We start from the raw sequence: 15,559 nt of genomic DNA on the forward strand, positions 1-15,559 counted from the left end.
CCGATCTAAGAACTTGGATGTTGTACCAATTTGGGAGAGCCAAGTGGAGGTTTTATCGCATTTTGAACCCCCGTCCCTTTAGGGCTGGGGTGGCTTCAGGCAAAATTCCGGTTGACATACCTAGCAAGGTTCGCTAGCAAGAGCTAGGGGCTAGGGGCTAGGGGCTAGGGGCTAGGGGCTAGGGAAGAGGGAAGAGAGAGAAATTTTGACTTTTGACTTTTGACTTTTGACTTTTGACTCTCCTCACGATCGCGGACGCCCCAAAGTGGTGATGTACAGAACTGCTTCATCAGCTGGGATACCCAACACTTCATTCACCTGATTATCAAAAAAGCCACCAATACCGCTGACTCCCAAGTTGAAGCGCATAGCAGCCAAATTCAGCCTTTGTCCCAGATGACCCGCGTCCATGTGCAAATAGCGGTAAACGCGATCGCCATACTTCGCCACAGACGTTTTCAAATCAGCCGTGTGAAACACCACCGCCCCTGCATCCCGTCCCAGTTCCTGTCCCAGGCACAGGTAATGCAACTCTCGTCGGAAGTTTTTAAAGCGAATTTGTCGTAATTCTTGGGCTAGTGGTGCGTAATAATAGCAGCCATCCTCTAACCCATCGACCCCTGAGACAGCAATAAACGTCTCGATTAAACTCAGATCGAAATAATCTGGAGAACCATCTAAACCTTGCTCAACGTAGTGCTGGGGTTGATAGGTGAAATCCAGTAAAGCGTTCAGTTCCTCCAAAGTGAGATTAGCGCCTGTGTAAGCGCGAGTGGAACGACGTCTGAGAATATTGTGTAAGAGTGCTTCCAGCTTTTCTCCCCAATCGATCGGCCTTGTCGCCGTAGAAACTTTCAGACAAAAGGGAAAGTTATACTTATCTTGCAAAGATTTCCCTGTCGCGTCCGTCATCTTTGGTGCGTTGGACAAATCAATCCTGGTAGCGCGATGGAAATATCCCAGCAATTCCCCATCCGGTACTTGAGGATAATCGGTTTGAGTCCCGGAAGGCAACGCTGTCTGAGCTAGCGGCAAGTTTTGTTTGATATCTAGTAAGTCTGCCAGAGGAATTACAGTTATGGTACTTTCTTCCTCCGAGTTGAGGTAAAGCAAGTTGTTGACCGCCTCATCGGCAAAACCGCCAATCGAATGGGGGCGGTAGTCATTCATCGCGCAGGCTAGCTCGATATTGCCGAGTAAATGACCGGTATCTAAGTAAATCCGTCGATAGGCGCGATCGTGATAGCGCCAGGACGATCGATAAAAAATCGCTGTCGTGACGATCGCTAACTGAGTGCTGTCTAAAACCGGATGCCAGAAACAAGCATCTTGCAAAGCCCTCCAAACATCATTTTCCCAAAAATGAATCAGCGAATGAGTTTTGGGCTGATAGTTATACAATCCTGGCGGCAGTAGCGGCGTCCCGCGAGAAATTAAATACACTTCAGCTGGATACAGCCCACCGGCGGAAGGCGTTGCCCTCAGATACATCGGCTCTGCATTTATCATCGGCATCGGCATTTTCGCCGTCAAGCCGTAGCTGCAAAACAGCAACTGCGACAGACGCCGCCACCACTTTACCTCCGCGCTGACAGCTGCTTCGGGTTCTTGTTTCAGATAGGGTCTCAGGTCAAAGGAAGTGCCAATTTTGTATTCCTTGAATGGCACAGGTTGCTTCGACCAGTCTAAACCCTGACTTTTGGTAGCAATCGTTTCGGGGTCATATTTGGTGCGCTCGTGGTAATGCTGAGCGATCGATCCTCGCACTTCTGCCATACAAGTTATCAAATGCTTCTATTTCCTTTCGATCTTGGCATTTACCGCACCAAAAGTGTTATCGCTAGCTACCCGCTCAAGTGCATCTCTTTTACAAATCTTAAAAAAAAATTAGAAAAAATGTGTCCCCCGTTACCAACAGTTTACATTTAACAGTAGTCTTTTGAGTATAAATACTCAGAATATAAGATATAAACTTTGTTTATCATTCATGGGAGTAGAAGCTTCTAATATCAACAGCAAGATGGAGCAGTTAAGCGCGGAGGAATTATTGGCTCAATACACAGGTGGAAAAAGAGACTTTGAGCCGATCGACTTGAGCGAAGTTTACTTGTTTCAAGCCGATTTACGGAAAATTAATCTCAATAGCAGCAAGCTTCGGGGAACCTATCTGCCCTATGCCAACCTAAGTGGGGCCAATTTGCGCCAAGCTCAACTGGAAGCTGCTGACTTAGGTGATGCCCAGCTGTACGAAGCTAATCTGTCCGAAGCAAACTTGCAAGGTGCTAATCTCTCCAGAGCCAATCTGCGTTATGCTAATTTGCGCTCTGCAAATTTGTCGGGTGTCAACTTGCAGGGAGCAGATTTACATTATGCAGATCTCAGTTACGCTGATTTAAGATACGCCAATTTAAGCAGAGCGAATTTAGAACAAGCTAACCTGGAAGGAGCGCAACTGGCAGGTAGCAATTTGTTTCGCGCCCAGCAAATCGATTTATCCAAAGCATTGTTCGATCGCACAACAATTTTTCCTGATGGCTATCGAGGAGATTCTTCTTTCGGATAAGCAAGCCAAAATTTAAAAGTCACCCGATGCCAGGATTTTGGATTTTGGATTTTGGATTGGAAGTGAACTACCCCAACTAAGCTGACGCTATAGTTGGGGCTTCTAGCTTCACGGGGGAGTGCCTCAGAACGGATTTGCGTCCGCCCTTTGGTCTTACCTCCCCTTCACTAGCAGAGACGGCTGTCCCCTCCGTCTTCATTATTCTGATCCCCTCTTCTCTAATGTTTGTTGCGGCATTCTCGTCTCTATCATGTTTGGTTCCACAATTAGGGCAAACCCATTCCCTAATGTCTAGTGGCATTTCAGAGACTTGATGATAACAATTAGAGCAGAGCTTGGAACTGGGAAACCATCTATCAATTTCGACAAGCTTTCCGCCTTTGTGTTCTAACTTGTACGCTAGGAAATTGACAAACATTCCTCATCCACAATCAGATATTGCTTTGGCTAAATTATGGTTCCGAACCATGCCTTTGATATGAAGATATTCTACTATCACAGCTTGGCTATCACTGGTCAACTTATGGCTAAGTTTATGCAGAAAATCTTGCCTCGTGTTGGCTACTCGTTCATGAACTTTAGCTACTAATTTGCGCTGTCTTTCCCTAGTCTTACTTCCATCTTTTTTTCGGGAAAGTTTTTGTTGTTTGCGTTTTAAGTTCTTTTCATGCTTGGCTATATGCTTGGGATTGTCATACTTAGAAATCTTTTTGCCATCACTAACAACGGCATGATGATAAGATTATAGCAATGTTTCAACAAAAAGGCAATGTCGTTACTTCGTTTCTGAGTTAGTTGGTCGTCATTCATCCCCAACTAAATCGGAGATTTTAGTTGGGGACTTCTGCCGACATTCTCTGTTAAACGCCAATCTTATTCCTTCTCCCACTCCCCCACTCCCCCGTTCCCCCACTCCCCCACTCCCTCCCAGAATAGCAGGGGTAATCGCAGCTTTTGCAGGTACATCCGGCAAATAAATACTGAATTTGCTACCTTTACCGAGTTGGGATTCCACACTCAAATCGCCACCGTGCAATCTCGCTAAGCGGCGCGTCAGAGCCAATCCCAACCCCGTTCCTTCGTATTTTCGGTTGAGTTTGCTATCCAATTGACAGAAGGGTTGAAAAAGAGAAGATATATTTTCTGGGGCAATACCGATGCCCGTATCAACTACCGTAAAAGATATCCCGTGAGGCTGCTTGCAAGCTGTTAAGGAGACTTCACCTACAGCAGTAAACTTAATTGCATTCGAGAGCAAATTCAGCAGCATTTGCCGCAAGCGGCGTTCGTCAGCAATACAAAAATGCAGTTGCGGGTCAATTTTACTTGTCAGTTTCAACCCTTTTTTGTATGCCCGCTCTCCTACAATTGATAAGCAAGAATAGCATAAATCGGGAACTACTATGGTGGAAAGGTCTAAATCTTCTTTACCTGCCTCCACTTTCGCCAAGTCGAGAATATCATTAATCAAAGACAGTAGATGTTCGCCACTACTATGAATGCAATTCATGTACTCCAATTGTTTGGGATTTAGAGGCCCGTAAAACTGTTCGATCAACATCTGAGATAATCCCAAAATCGAGTTGAGCGGAGTCCGCAATTCGTGGCTGGTGTTAGCCAAAAATTCGCTCTTGGCACGACTTGCTGCTTCGGCTGCAAGTTTTGCCTGCTCTAATTCTTGAGTTCGCTGTTTTACTAATTCTTCCAGGCATTCGTAGTTTAAGGCATTGTAAAGAGCAATTGTGGCTTGGTCTGCAATTCTCTCCAGTATATGAATTTCGTCTTGAGTAAAGGTTCGCGGAGAAATTGTGGTGTGCAATGAAATGCCGCCGAAGATTTGCTCGTGAATAAAAATGGGCACACTAAGCACGGAAAGGGTCTGCAATTGCTTTGTTTGAACTTGTCGGGTCTGCTTGCTGGGCAATCGTGCGTAATTGGGAGCATGGAAAGCTTTGTCACAGTTACATTTAGAAGCAGGAGCTAGTAGGTCTAGCCAATCTGATAGAGCCGCTTTGAAATCTAGCATGGAGGGTATTTCCTCGTTGGCTCGCCATTCATTCAGTACTTGAATTTGCTCGGCTTCTAGGCTATACAAAATTACCCGATCGACACCAAAACATTGTCCTGTTAGTTGGACAATTTGCTGTAAAATATGTTGTGGATCGAGGCTGCTGTTTAGTGTCCGACCGATCTGGTTGAGTAATTGCTCTCGCTCAGCTTGCTGTTGAACTTTTGTGAATAGTTGGGCTTGTTGGATAGCGATCGCTACTTGCGTTGCCAGTTGCTTTAACAAATCAATTTCAAATTGCTGCCATTGCCGTATACTAGAACACTGATGCACTACCATTACTCCCCATAAAGAAGAGGGGGGGAGGGGGGGAGAGGAGGAAGGGGGGAAAAAAGCATTGCTCTCTGTCTGTGATTCGTTCCTCATCCCGGAGCTTTCTTCCTTACCACACAGGAGAGGTACACTAACCTTTGCCCTTATTTGAAGTTGAATCATCAATTCCAAATGTTTGGGAGACAATTTTGCTCGCTCAATATCGTTAATCGCCTCGATCTCTAAAATATTTTGTTCTGTTCGCTCTTCTATAAACCAGTTTTTGTGAAGGTCGAGCGCCTCTTCTATCGTCCAATCAGGAGTAGTTGAAGCTGTAATGAGCGTGCCATTTGGCTCATTGTCAAAGCGATATATACTGACGCGATCTGCTTGCAAAAATTGTCTGATTTCTTCTACCGTTGTTGCCAGAATCTCATCTAGATTTAGGGATTGTCGAATTCGGAGAGTTATCGCTGCAAGCAAACGTTCTGATTCCGCCTGCTTTTGCAGTAGAATTTCTGCCTTTTTTCGCTCTGTAATATCGCGGCAATTGACAACAATACTTGTTACTCCTGAAGGTTCGATAAAGTTTTTACTGATTGCTTCCAGAATGCGCCAATCAGTATTTTTATGTTGAAAACGCATCTCTGTGGATGCAGCAACGCTGGGATTTTGAATTACTTTAGTGAAGGTATTGATGACATTATTGATATCGTCACAATGAATGTAATCCCAAATGCTTTTATCGATTAATTCCTCCGGTTTGTAGCCTAAAACCCTTTCTACAGAAGGACTTTCGTACCGTATTTTTCCATCGCTACCGACGACTGTAATAATGTCTAAACCATTTTCAATTAGGGAACGAAACCGTTCTTCGTTTTCTCGCAAAGCTTGTTCTGTTTTGCGTCTGATGCGCCGCTCTTGGGCTTCGCGCAATTCGCGCTCGATCGCAGGCACCAGTCGCGCTAGCTTGCCTTTCGTCAAATAGTCGTGGGCTCCTGCTTTCATGGCAGCTACTGCCACATCTTCGCCAATAGTGCCCGAAACGATAATAAAAGGCAAGTCCAGCCCTTTTTCTTTCAATAAATTCAACGCAGCGGGAGCGCTAAAACGGGGTAGGGAGTAGTCAGCGATCGCGACATCCCACTCCTGTTGCTCTAGCGCTGCACTCATAGCGGTAGGCGTATCCACCCGTTCGTATATAACGGCATAACCGCCCTTCTCCAGCTCGTACACCAGTAACTCAGCATCGTCTTCTGAGTCCTCTATTACCAAAACACGCAGCGAAAAATTAGCCATTACGTTGACAGTGCTTTGTTTAAAAATAGCCAGTATAACCCCATATGCCTTACAGCTTCAATAAATTGAAGATAATCTACTGGTTTGCGAATGTAGCTATTACAACCTAAGTCATAACTTTTTATGATATCCTCCTGTTCGATCGATGTTGTAAGAATAACTACAGGAATGAATTTTGTGCGCTCGTCGGTACGCAGTCGGCGTAACACTTCCAGACCATCCATTTTAGGTAGCTTCAAATCCAGCAGCACTACCGCTGGTTTGAAGCTGACATCGCGGTTTGCGTATGCACCCATACCAAGTAGATAATCCAGTGCTTCTGCCCCATCCCGTACTACCATCACCTCCCCCAAAAGGTTGCTCTCCTCGAAAGCTAGCAAAGTTAACTCTTCATCATCTGGATTATCTTCTACTAATAAGATTTTTTTGTGATTCACATCCTTCTCTCAATTGATAATTGGTAATAGTTGACTTTTGACTGAGGCAAGAGGGCGTCGGGCTAGGGGTTAGGGGAAAGGGAAATTTTGACTTTTGACTTTTGACTTTTTTAGCCCCTAGTTTTGGCTAAAGCGTAAAGTAGAAAGTTGCACCTCGATCGACTGCGGCTATTGCCCACACTCGACCGCCGTGTCGGTGAACGATGCGCTGTGTTGTTGCCAGCCCAATGCCTGTGCCGGGAAACTCAGCTGTGTTGTGAAGACGTTGAAAAGCACCGAAGAGTTTGTCGGCGTAAGCCATATCGAAACCAGCACCGCTATCGCGCACAAAGTAGGCCATTTGGCCATCCGGTTGTATTTCGCATCCGAACTCTATGTGCGATCGTATACCCTTGGAGGTAAATTTCCAGGCATTGTTAAGCAAATTTTCCATAACGACTCGCAATAGCCGCGCATCTGCCTGGGCAACAAGTCCTTCTGCAATCTGCCATTCCACTTGACGCTGCGGCTGTGTCTCTTGAAGTTCTTGGCAAATGCTTTTGGCTAGAGCGCTCAGATCGACTTGCGTGCGGTGCATTTCGCTGCGGGTCACCCTAGACAAAGTTAGCAAATCGTCGATCAGTTCCGCCATCCGCTGGCTACCCGCACGCACCCGTTGCAGGTAATGTTTGCCTTTCTCATCCAACTTATCCGCATATCGTTCTAGTAATGCCTGACTGAAGCCATCAATACTTCGCAATGGCGCACGCAAATCATGAGAAACTGAGTAAGAAAAAGCTTCGAGTTCTTTATTCGCCGCTTCCAGTTGTGCGGTTCTTTCAATTACCCGCTTCTCTAATTCTTCATTGAGTTTGATAATTTCCTGTTCGGCTCGTTTCCGCTCTGTGATGTCTCGGCTAATTGTGGCGATCGCTATTGGTTTACCTGTTTTTGCATCCGCGATCCTGAAAGCATTTTTCTGTACTATTATTGGCTCATTATTTTGAAAATTTCTAAACCTATATTCACCTTCCCAACGTCCGTTTTTAATAATTGCCGGTAACACCCTCTCCATATAATCGCAGATATCTTCTTTCATCAAAAAATCGAATACCACTGTTCTCTTAGCTTCTTCTATATTATTTATACCCACCAGTCTTTGACCCGCATCGTTCAGGAATATTATTTTTCCATCCAGAGAAGCTAAGGCAATATAATCAGAACTATTTTCTAGCAATGATATTAACTGCTGTCGTTCTTTTTCAGCTTGCTTGCGCTCGGTAATATTTTGCATCATCACCATGCCAGAAACAACTTCGACTGACTCATTTTTTACGGGTAACGTATGTACGAGATAGATGCGATTGGCAAAAAATATTTCTGAGACTGTCTCTTTTCCATCTAGTGCTGCTTGATACATTGGTTCGGCAATTTCGCAAAATTTAGGCGGGAATATTTCCCAAAGTGTCTTGCCTTCCAAGGATTTTTTGGAAAGACCGATCGAAGCCAGTTCCGTACCTTCGGCAATTGTATAGGTGAGGTCGCGATCGAACAAGGCAACCGTACCGTTTGGAAAATTTCTGGCTAATGTTTTGTATAGTTCCTCACTTTTTCTTAGCGCTTCCAGAGCCTCTTCGCGTTCTTTTAATATCTGGGCATTTTCTAACGCTACTGCCGCACTGGCAGCCAAACCTTGCAGTACTGTAACGTCATTACTATCGAATGGACGACGCTCTGCTTTGTTGTGCAATTCCAAACAACCTATCAATTCACCTCTACGATTAAAAATTGGCATATTTACAATGTTATAAAATGCGAATTCTTGGTACATCTGGGGGAGGACGTGCGGATCGTTATTGGGAGCGTTAGAAATGTAATGTTCCCTTGTTTCCATTACCCTACCCGGAACACCAACTCCTCGCGAAAATACTATATTTATAGGTCGAATTTTTTCATTTTCGCGGTACTCGTTAAAAACCATTTCACCTTGGTTAATCAAGCCATAAGTACCCGCTCCTGCTTCGACTAATTCCATTGCTGAAGCAACTAAACTTCCCATAACAACTGGTATTTCGAGCGCTAAGTTTAGCTGATGAATAGCGCGGCAGAGAATCTCCAATTGGCGAGTACGCCTCAACAAATGTGATTCTATCCGCTCGTAATCGGGGTTAGGTCTTTCCAGATCTCGATCCATCATAAGTGCTTTATTTATTCAATCAGTTGCAGGCTGATTTGAGCTTTACTACTAACTATATATTGATAAGAAATATTTTTAATAAAAGTGCGCCAGCCGTTTAGGTTTAAAGTCTGCATACAATTATCGCCCAAACCTTGTGTTTGAGAAAGAGCGATCGCATCCCATCTAGTTCGCTCTCACACTCCCTGCTTCCTCTTGCCAAAATCGTATCCCACATAGCCGATCGGACACCACCATATTTTGGTATGATTAAAAGTTTGCAGAGAACGACTACGCTTGCACCGAAGGAGTTGCCCCTATGGCCCGAATGTACTACGACGCTGATGCCAATTTAGACTTATTAGCCAATAAAACCGTTGCCATCATCGGCTACGGTTCGCAAGGCCACGCTCACGCCCTCAACCTCAAAGATAGCGGTATAAACGTTATTGTCGGGCTTTATCCCGGCAGTAAATCTACTGCTAAAGCCGAAGCAGCCGGCTTAGCTGTCCACAGTGTAGCTGATGCCGCCAAAGCAGCAGACTGGATTATGATCCTGTTGCCCGATGAAGTGCAAAAAACAATCTATAAAAACGAAATCGAACCGCATTTGACCGAAGGTAAGGTACTGTCTTTTGCCCACGGCTTCAATATCCACTTCGGTCAAGTTGTCCCGCCCGCAAATGTAGATGTGGTGATGGTAGCACCTAAAGGGCCAGGACATTTAGTGCGGCGCACTTACGAACAGGGAGAAGGCGTTCCCTGTTTATTTGCAGTTTATCAAGATGCGACCGGACAAGCACGCGATCGCGCAATGGCTTACGCTAAAGGTATCGGCGGTACTCGCGCCGGAATCCTGGAAACTACTTTCCGCGAAGAAACCGAAACCGATTTATTTGGCGAACAAGTTGTACTCTGCGGCGGTTTGAGTGCCTTAATCAAAGGTGGTTTTGAAACCTTAGTGGCTGCTGGCTATCAGCCTGAATTAGCTTATTTTGAATGTCTCCACGAAGTCAAACTGATTGTTGACTTGATTGTGGAAGGCGGCTTAGCCAAAATGCGCGACAGCATCTCCAACACAGCGGAATACGGCGATTTAACCCGTGGCCCTCGCATTGTCAACGACCAAACCCGCGCCGAAATGCGTAAGATTCTTCAAGAAATTCAAACCGGTCAATTTGCCCGCGAATTCGTGTTAGAAAATCAAGCAGGTAAGCCCGGATTTACTGCTATGCGCCGTCAAGAAGCCGAACACCCAATCGAGGAAGTAGGCAAGGATTTGCGAGCGATGTTCAGCTGGCTGAAAAAGGCATAGTCTCGGTAGTTGCTAGTTGGTAATGACCAATTTCAGATTTCAGATTCCAGATTTATTGAAATTTGAAATCTGAAATCTAAAATTTAAAATTTACCCATGATTCTATTGTTGGTTGGTATCCTGTCCTTTTTCCAGTTTCTGGATCTCTTGTTCTCTACCAGCATCGCGATTTTTAGGTCTGATCCATTTGGGAATCAACCCAACTACAAAGTTTCGACTTTGCACACTAGCACTGCGTACCTGTGGGGGCAGAAATGTCAAGCTGTCGCCAGCAATGATAAATCCCGCCAGTAGGATAACGAATATAAAGCCAAATGTCTTTTTATTCATTTTTGGCTGACAATTTCACTAACGCTTCTTTTCTCAATTTTCCCCGAAATAGGTAAATTTATCTCAATTCACGAGGATTTCAATTGTGTATTATATCACAACTGCGTGCAGGTACGGATGCGATCGCACAATAAATTTCCGGAAGCCAGCAGGGTCAGCCAGAAAAAAGTAACTGTCATGGCTCTAAATTAGCAGCCTAATTTCGATAGATTTTCCTACAACCATATGAAACGAGATTTTTGGATTAGATTCGCTGCCATTGTCACAAAGGCGCTACTATGGCCAGTAATTGCTGCTGTAGCGATTTTTAGCTGTTTGCCTACCCCCAATAGCTTAGCAACTTCATTACCTTCTCCCACCACCATTGCCCAAGCAACTTCATCATCAGAATTAAAATTATTTTTTGATACAGTTAATAACCCAGAACAGCTTGGTTTTCCACGCGGAAAGAAAGTAGACATCACACCACCAGCACCTCAACTAAGTGGATTCGATCGAGATGTACTAAAAACCTGCGGCGCAATTGGCACCAAACTCAAAGCCAGCGATTTCAAACAATTGATGTCAAATTACCCAGATGTCCTGCGCGAAATCAAACAAGCTGTCGGCGGTCAACTGCTACCCGTGCGGAATACAGAAGCAGAATTTTTGGATGACCTAACGGCTATTTGGGCGAGGCGAGAAGGATTTGAACATATTTTCTGCGGCGAATTAGAAACTCCAACAAAAATTGGCGGACTGCATTATTTCGCTAGATATCTTCAATTGCAAAATGAAGGAATTGGGGGACGTTTACCCAACAACTTACAAAAAGAAGAAGTAATTCCTGGAGTTGTTTATACTTTGGGAGTGGTAATTAAAAAAGGCGATCGAACTTGGAGAGACTCCCTGAAAGGCTACCCTTTGGTCACCGATGCGAAAGAACTCCTATTAGATGCAACCAAAGCATTTAAAGCGCAGGGAAATGCACAAGGCGCTTGTATTTTGCCAGTGCAAGATATGGATACGGGCAAATCATACAGTGCCGTTTTTGTCAAGAGTAGAGATGCGATCGTCACTTTTTATCCCGACGCCACTCCCAGCGGCAAACCTTGCAGAAATTAAAGCTAGGGACTAGGAATCTAAGCGAATTTAGTATTCTGTAGGGGTGTTCGCGTAGTGTGCAGTAAGCATTAGCATTCAGGCTAAAATTCATAACTCAAACGCAAGATTTATCTGTCTGAATGCTTCGCCCTACCGATATCTCTATAGGCACACACTATATTGCTTTTATCAAGACCGATTAATGGACTGGAAATCGCTATAAGCTGACTCTAGATTTTGTTGGATAACTTCCCATAGTTCTGGGAAATCATCATGAGTAAATATTTGCAGGGCATTTTGATAATATGCGATCGCTCGTTCTAAGTTTTCGGCTTTATCTCCAATGCTACGTTTAGTGTACACTACTCCCATGTCGTACTGGAGTAATGCCCATTTTTTTGGGTAAGTTTCGCGAGTGAATACTTTTAGGGCATTTTGATAGTCTATAATCGCTTGTTCTAAGTTTTCCGCCTCGTCTCCAAGAATACTTATCTTGTAAACTGCTCCCATTGTGCCTACGTATTGAAGTTGTTGTAAAAGAAGTTGTTGTAAAGATTGTCGGATTTTGTATCGAAATTCTACTTGAAGTTCTTCTTGAATCTGTTTTAATGCTTTTTCGTTATATTTGAGGAATCGCTCCTCAAAAACAACCATCTGATTCGTAAATTTTAGAGGCGTTTTCGCTATTTCCTTGGCAGACTCTGTAAGGCGCTTCTTTTCACTCCAAGCAACAAAACCAATTCCCAAGAAAAAACTCAAACCTACAACATATGCTGGTGGATTACCCCCAGTCAACAGTAGCATTATTCCCAAACCAGCACCGACTTTAGCCGTTTGCTCTAATAGCGAACTTAACCCCGCTTTAGCTTCTTCATAAAGGCTTATTTTTTCACGGTTGACCAGAGCCATGTCCGCCACCTCCCTTACTCTTTCTCAGCTCGCGCAAATCTACCCAAAAACGACCGATTATTCGACCCGCTAGGACGATCCACAAAAGAAAGTCAGATGCCACAATTATAAAACAAGCATATCGTGTTGGCCCTAAAGCACTTTCTTGCAGACAAACACTAAAATCAGAGAAACTCTTACCGATAATCCACTGTCCGATTAAGCCTGGAACTTGGAGAAGAATGCTGAGAGCGATCGCATCCTGAACGGACAAGTAAGTAGTCGTCCAAAGATCTCCCATTAAAGCCTTACCCATCAAATCCAAAGGCTCCCAGATATTCATTAAAACCACTTCTGTACGTCTTCCCAATCGCGTTTTAAGCTGGGGTTGCTGTTGGGACGGAGGGGGATTTGCGCTTGAAGATGGCTGAGATGGTTGGGGATTAGATGGCGGGGTCATTCAGAATGGTCTGGATTCAGACTTACGTAAATTTTAGCATTCCATAGCTGATGAGTTTGAGACTTTAGCTGTAAAGTGCGTCATAAGAGTATAATTTGCAAAGTAATTATTAATTTTATCGCGCTGACGCACCCTACTTCTTGAATTATGACAGCGCAAAAGCAGGACGCTTCCCAATCCAAGGTTTTGCAGTTTCAATTTGTGCAGCAAGAGAAATGAGAGTAGCTTCTTGTGCAGGTCGTCCGACAAGCTGAACTCCCAGCGGTAAGCCATTGGAATCGAAACCGACAGGAATGGCAATACTCGGTTGTCCGCTAGCATTAAAAGGCGGACAGGGAGCCACCCAATTCGCTAATTTTGGCATAGTTTCTTCCGGACTGAGATTAGCCCACTCGCCAACGCGAATTGTCGGATGCAAATAAACTGGTAAAACCAAAACATCAAAGTTATCGAAAAAGCCAACTATTCGCCTTGCAATAACTTGCATTTGGCAAACAGCTCGCAAATATTGACCGGCATCGCAAGTACGTTCTGCTAAATAGCGATTCACAGAACCCAGCGCTTCTTTAGGAATGCCAGATGCTGCTACACCTGAAAGCCAAACTGTTGTGAAAGGCTCTACCAAACCGTTAAAATCCGGACAACCGGGTGCAACGCTGTGACCGAATTCTTCTAGAAGTTTGGCAATTTCCAAAACGGGTTTTTGACATTCTTGAGAAGCTTCACCGATGGGTGGAATTGCCGTCGCAAAAGCGATTCGTAAACGATCGGGTTTTTGACTGCTAGCAACGAGGAAAGAAGGATTGGGATCTGGTAACCAATAAGGATCTCCGGTAATATAGCCAGACATGACATCCAGCAGAGCGGCGGCGTCCGCAACAGTACGAGCGATCGGCCCATTGGCACCGATCCCGCTTTGCCGATCTCCGATCGGTGCGTAAGATACCCTACCCCTGGAAGGCTTTATTCCCACCAAACCGCAACAAAAAGCTGGGCCGCGAATTGAGCCACCACCATCGGAACCTTGTGCTACAGCACACAATCCAGCTGCTACAGATGCAGCCGCACCGCCACTCGACCCCCCCGGAGTATAATCCAAATTCCAGGGATTGCGAGCTGGTGGAAACCCAGGCGGTTCAGTATAAGGCAAAGAACCCAACTCGGAAGTAGCAGTCTTGCCCAAAATAATAAAGCCAGCCTGCTTAATTCGCATTACCACCCCATCATCAAAAGCAGCCACCTGGCTCCTCAACACTGGCGTACCATAGCTACAAGGCACACCAGCAACGGGGTTAAGGTCTTTAATTGAAATCGGGACACCAAAAAAAGGCGGCAAATCTGAGGTATCGCCCTTACCGAGCTGCTCCGTTTTAGCTTTCGCATCTGCCAGAGCCAGATCTGCCATTACTGTAAAATAACTGCCCAGTTGAGCATCCAAGCGCTGGATGCGTTCCAAGTAAACTTCAACCAACTCTAGGGGCGATATTTCTTTGCTGCGGATCAGCCGCGCCTGTTCCAGCGCGGGAGTAAATGCTAGATCGACTTTAGAAGCGATCGGTTCTCGGTCATCAATCATCGCAGTTTCTCCCGTGCTTGGTAAGATTCGGTCTAGCTTATCGATTGTAGGTTGAGTTGAGCCCGATCAAGCCAATCCCACTAACTTATAGCTCAGTTCCCACATCCGCACAGCATTCTCATCATCGCGAGCTTGGGGAGATACCTGTTGCACAAACGACTTACGGTTTTTCTTCTGGCGATTTCCCCAGCTCCAATAAGCACCCGATTGTCTGTATTCCGGATCGGCGACTACCGCCGCCACCCTCTCGCCAGCCAACTCTTGAGATACGTATCCCCCCGTAATGTACTTCTGGAACAAGGGGAAAAGTTTCTGAAAGAGGGGATAGTGATTGCGGAATAGGGGCGTTTCTGCAACGCATCCCGGATAGAGAGAACTGAAGGTGATATCGGTTGAGGAGTGAAAGCGGCGATGCAGTTCCCGCATTGTCAGGACGTTGCAGACCTTGCTGTCCTTGTACGCCTTCACCGATTCAAACTTCTTACCATCAATCATGGAAATCGGATCTTTAAATCCGGCGGCAAAACCCTCAAAATTGCCTAAATCCGGACGCGGCGGAATCTTCCCGCCCAATTCGTCGGGGTTGTGGGTCACCGTTCCCAAAATCACCAACCGTCGATCGCGATAAGATGACCGTTTGAGATCCTCCAGCATCAGGTTGCACAGCAGGAAATGACCCAGGTGATTCGTGGTAACGGTCAATTCGTAGCCTTCTGGACTTCGCAATGGCTCTTTTAATAAAGGCATATAAATGGCGGCGTTGCACAGCAAAGCGTCCAAAGATAGACCCCGCGCCCTAAAGTTTTCCACAAATCGTCGCACGCTCTGTAAAGAGCCCAAGTCGATATGGATGAGCGTGTAGCTGTCCGAGGGTATTCCTACACTTTGAGCTGCTCTTGCTGCTTTGTCTAAATCCCGACAGCCCATGACTACGTGCCACCCTCTCTTCACCAGCGCTTTGGCGGCGTACAAACCGACTCCCGACGAAGTACCCGTGATTGCGACTGTTGGCTTGCGAGGTTGTTCCATTTTGTCGATCCTCCTGGAGTGCGAACTTTGTTCTCTCAATCTAATTTTTCCAGTTCTCAGCTCCTGTTTCACACCGAAGTGGGAGTGGGGGAGCGGGGGAGTGG

The 15,559-nt window shown here is 45.4% G+C and carries 12 protein-coding genes and 1 pseudogene; 3 read left to right on the plus strand and 10 right to left on the minus strand.

Annotated features, from left to right (window positions below; translation table 11 throughout):
* Positions 1–243 precede the first annotated feature (243 nt).
* Entirely contained in the window at positions 244–1,776 is a 1,533-nt protein-coding gene (locus H6G03_RS34215) for a SagB/ThcOx family dehydrogenase (protein ID WP_190474865.1), read from the minus strand.
* Positions 1,777–2,020: 244 nt separating this feature from the next.
* On the opposite strand from H6G03_RS34215, the gene H6G03_RS34220 reads away from it, so the two are divergent.
* Positions 2,021–2,563, plus strand: coding sequence for a pentapeptide repeat-containing protein (locus H6G03_RS34220; RefSeq protein WP_190474887.1), 543 nt, complete (start codon positions 2,021–2,023; stop codon positions 2,561–2,563).
* Between the two features lie 76 nt (positions 2,564–2,639).
* On the opposite strand, the pseudogene H6G03_RS39635 reads toward H6G03_RS34220, so the two are convergent.
* The 4 genes and pseudogenes from H6G03_RS39635 to H6G03_RS34240 form a co-directional block, all read right to left on the minus strand.
* Positions 2,640–3,299 (minus strand): annotated as a pseudogene (locus H6G03_RS39635) (RNA-guided endonuclease InsQ/TnpB family protein); the annotation flags it as partial.
* Positions 3,300–3,365: 66 nt separating this feature from the next.
* The gene (locus H6G03_RS34230; protein ID WP_190474867.1) at positions 3,366–6,182 is read right to left on the minus strand and encodes a GAF domain-containing protein; all 2,817 of its coding nucleotides are present in this window, start codon (positions 6,180–6,182) and stop codon (positions 3,366–3,368) included.
* Complete coding sequence (locus tag H6G03_RS34235) at positions 6,182–6,619, minus strand: response regulator (RefSeq protein WP_190474869.1); 438 nt, start codon at positions 6,617–6,619, stop codon at positions 6,182–6,184. Before H6G03_RS34235 ends, H6G03_RS34230 begins: the two co-directional genes overlap by 1 nt.
* A gap of 127 nt (positions 6,620–6,746) precedes the next feature.
* Positions 6,747–8,795, minus strand: a complete 2,049-nt coding sequence (locus H6G03_RS34240) for a PAS domain-containing protein (protein ID WP_190474872.1) — start codon at positions 8,793–8,795, stop codon at positions 6,747–6,749.
* A 298-nt stretch (positions 8,796–9,093) separates the two neighbouring features.
* Here H6G03_RS34240 and ilvC point away from each other — a divergent pair, with 298 nt between their 5' ends.
* Positions 9,094–10,089 carry a ketol-acid reductoisomerase gene (gene ilvC, locus H6G03_RS34245; protein WP_190474874.1) on the plus strand — a complete coding sequence of 332 codons (996 nt, stop codon included), beginning with the start codon at positions 9,094–9,096 and terminating at the stop codon, positions 10,087–10,089.
* 102 nt (positions 10,090–10,191) lie between these two features.
* Here ilvC and H6G03_RS34250 read toward each other — a convergent pair whose 3' ends face one another.
* Positions 10,192–10,419, minus strand: coding sequence for a hypothetical protein (locus H6G03_RS34250; RefSeq protein ID WP_190474876.1), 228 nt, complete (start codon positions 10,417–10,419; stop codon positions 10,192–10,194).
* 225 nt (positions 10,420–10,644) lie between these two features.
* Here H6G03_RS34250 and H6G03_RS34255 point away from each other — a divergent pair, with 225 nt between their 5' ends.
* Positions 10,645–11,523 (plus strand): EndoU domain-containing protein, encoded by an 879-nt coding sequence (locus tag H6G03_RS34255; protein ID WP_190474878.1) that lies wholly within the window; start codon positions 10,645–10,647, stop codon positions 11,521–11,523.
* A gap of 168 nt (positions 11,524–11,691) precedes the next feature.
* Here H6G03_RS34255 and H6G03_RS34260 read toward each other — a convergent pair whose 3' ends face one another.
* From H6G03_RS34260 to H6G03_RS34275, 4 genes are all read right to left on the minus strand, one after another.
* On the minus strand, positions 11,692–12,411 hold the full coding sequence (locus H6G03_RS34260) for a hypothetical protein (protein ID WP_190474880.1): 720 nt from the start codon (positions 12,409–12,411) through the stop codon (positions 11,692–11,694).
* Positions 12,392–12,850, minus strand: a complete 459-nt coding sequence (locus tag H6G03_RS34265) for a hypothetical protein (protein WP_190474882.1) — start codon at positions 12,848–12,850, stop codon at positions 12,392–12,394. The genes H6G03_RS34260 and H6G03_RS34265 overlap by 20 nt, the downstream gene beginning before the upstream one ends.
* Positions 12,851–12,995: 145 nt before the next feature.
* The gene (locus tag H6G03_RS34270) at positions 12,996–14,426 is read right to left on the minus strand and encodes an amidase (RefSeq protein WP_190474883.1); all 1,431 of its coding nucleotides are present in this window, start codon (positions 14,424–14,426) and stop codon (positions 12,996–12,998) included.
* Positions 14,427–14,492: 66 nt separating this feature from the next.
* Positions 14,493–15,455: a protochlorophyllide reductase gene (locus H6G03_RS34275; protein WP_190474885.1), complete on the minus strand. Its 963-nt coding sequence runs from the start codon at positions 15,453–15,455 to the stop codon at positions 14,493–14,495.
* Positions 15,456–15,559: the final 104 nt, after the last annotated feature.

This window comes from Aerosakkonema funiforme FACHB-1375 (genome assembly GCF_014696265.1).
GTDB lineage: Bacteria > Cyanobacteriota > Cyanobacteriia > Cyanobacteriales > Aerosakkonemataceae > Aerosakkonema > Aerosakkonema funiforme_A.

Excerpts from the sequence above, each read along its gene's own strand:
- H6G03_RS34215 (WP_190474865.1), bottom strand. The coding sequence starts at position 1,776 with ATGGCAGAAGTGCGAGGATCGATCGCTCAGCATTACCACGAGCGCACC.
- H6G03_RS34220 (WP_190474887.1), top strand. The coding sequence starts at position 2,021 with ATGGAGCAGTTAAGCGCGGAGGAATTATTGGCTCAATACACAGGTGGA.
- H6G03_RS34230 (WP_190474867.1), bottom strand. The coding sequence starts at position 6,182 with ATGGCTAATTTTTCGCTGCGTGTTTTGGTAATAGAGGACTCAGAAGAC.
- H6G03_RS34240 (WP_190474872.1), bottom strand. The coding sequence starts at position 8,795 with ATGATGGATCGAGATCTGGAAAGACCTAACCCCGATTACGAGCGGATA.
- ilvC (WP_190474874.1), top strand. The coding sequence starts at position 9,094 with ATGGCCCGAATGTACTACGACGCTGATGCCAATTTAGACTTATTAGCC.
- H6G03_RS34250 (WP_190474876.1), bottom strand. The coding sequence starts at position 10,419 with ATGAATAAAAAGACATTTGGCTTTATATTCGTTATCCTACTGGCGGGA.
- H6G03_RS34255 (WP_190474878.1), top strand. The coding sequence starts at position 10,645 with ATGAAACGAGATTTTTGGATTAGATTCGCTGCCATTGTCACAAAGGCG.
- H6G03_RS34260 (WP_190474880.1), bottom strand. The coding sequence starts at position 12,411 with ATGGCTCTGGTCAACCGTGAAAAAATAAGCCTTTATGAAGAAGCTAAA.
- H6G03_RS34265 (WP_190474882.1), bottom strand. The coding sequence starts at position 12,850 with ATGACCCCGCCATCTAATCCCCAACCATCTCAGCCATCTTCAAGCGCA.
- H6G03_RS34270 (WP_190474883.1), bottom strand. The coding sequence starts at position 14,426 with ATGATTGATGACCGAGAACCGATCGCTTCTAAAGTCGATCTAGCATTT.
- H6G03_RS34275 (WP_190474885.1), bottom strand. The coding sequence starts at position 15,455 with ATGGAACAACCTCGCAAGCCAACAGTCGCAATCACGGGTACTTCGTCG.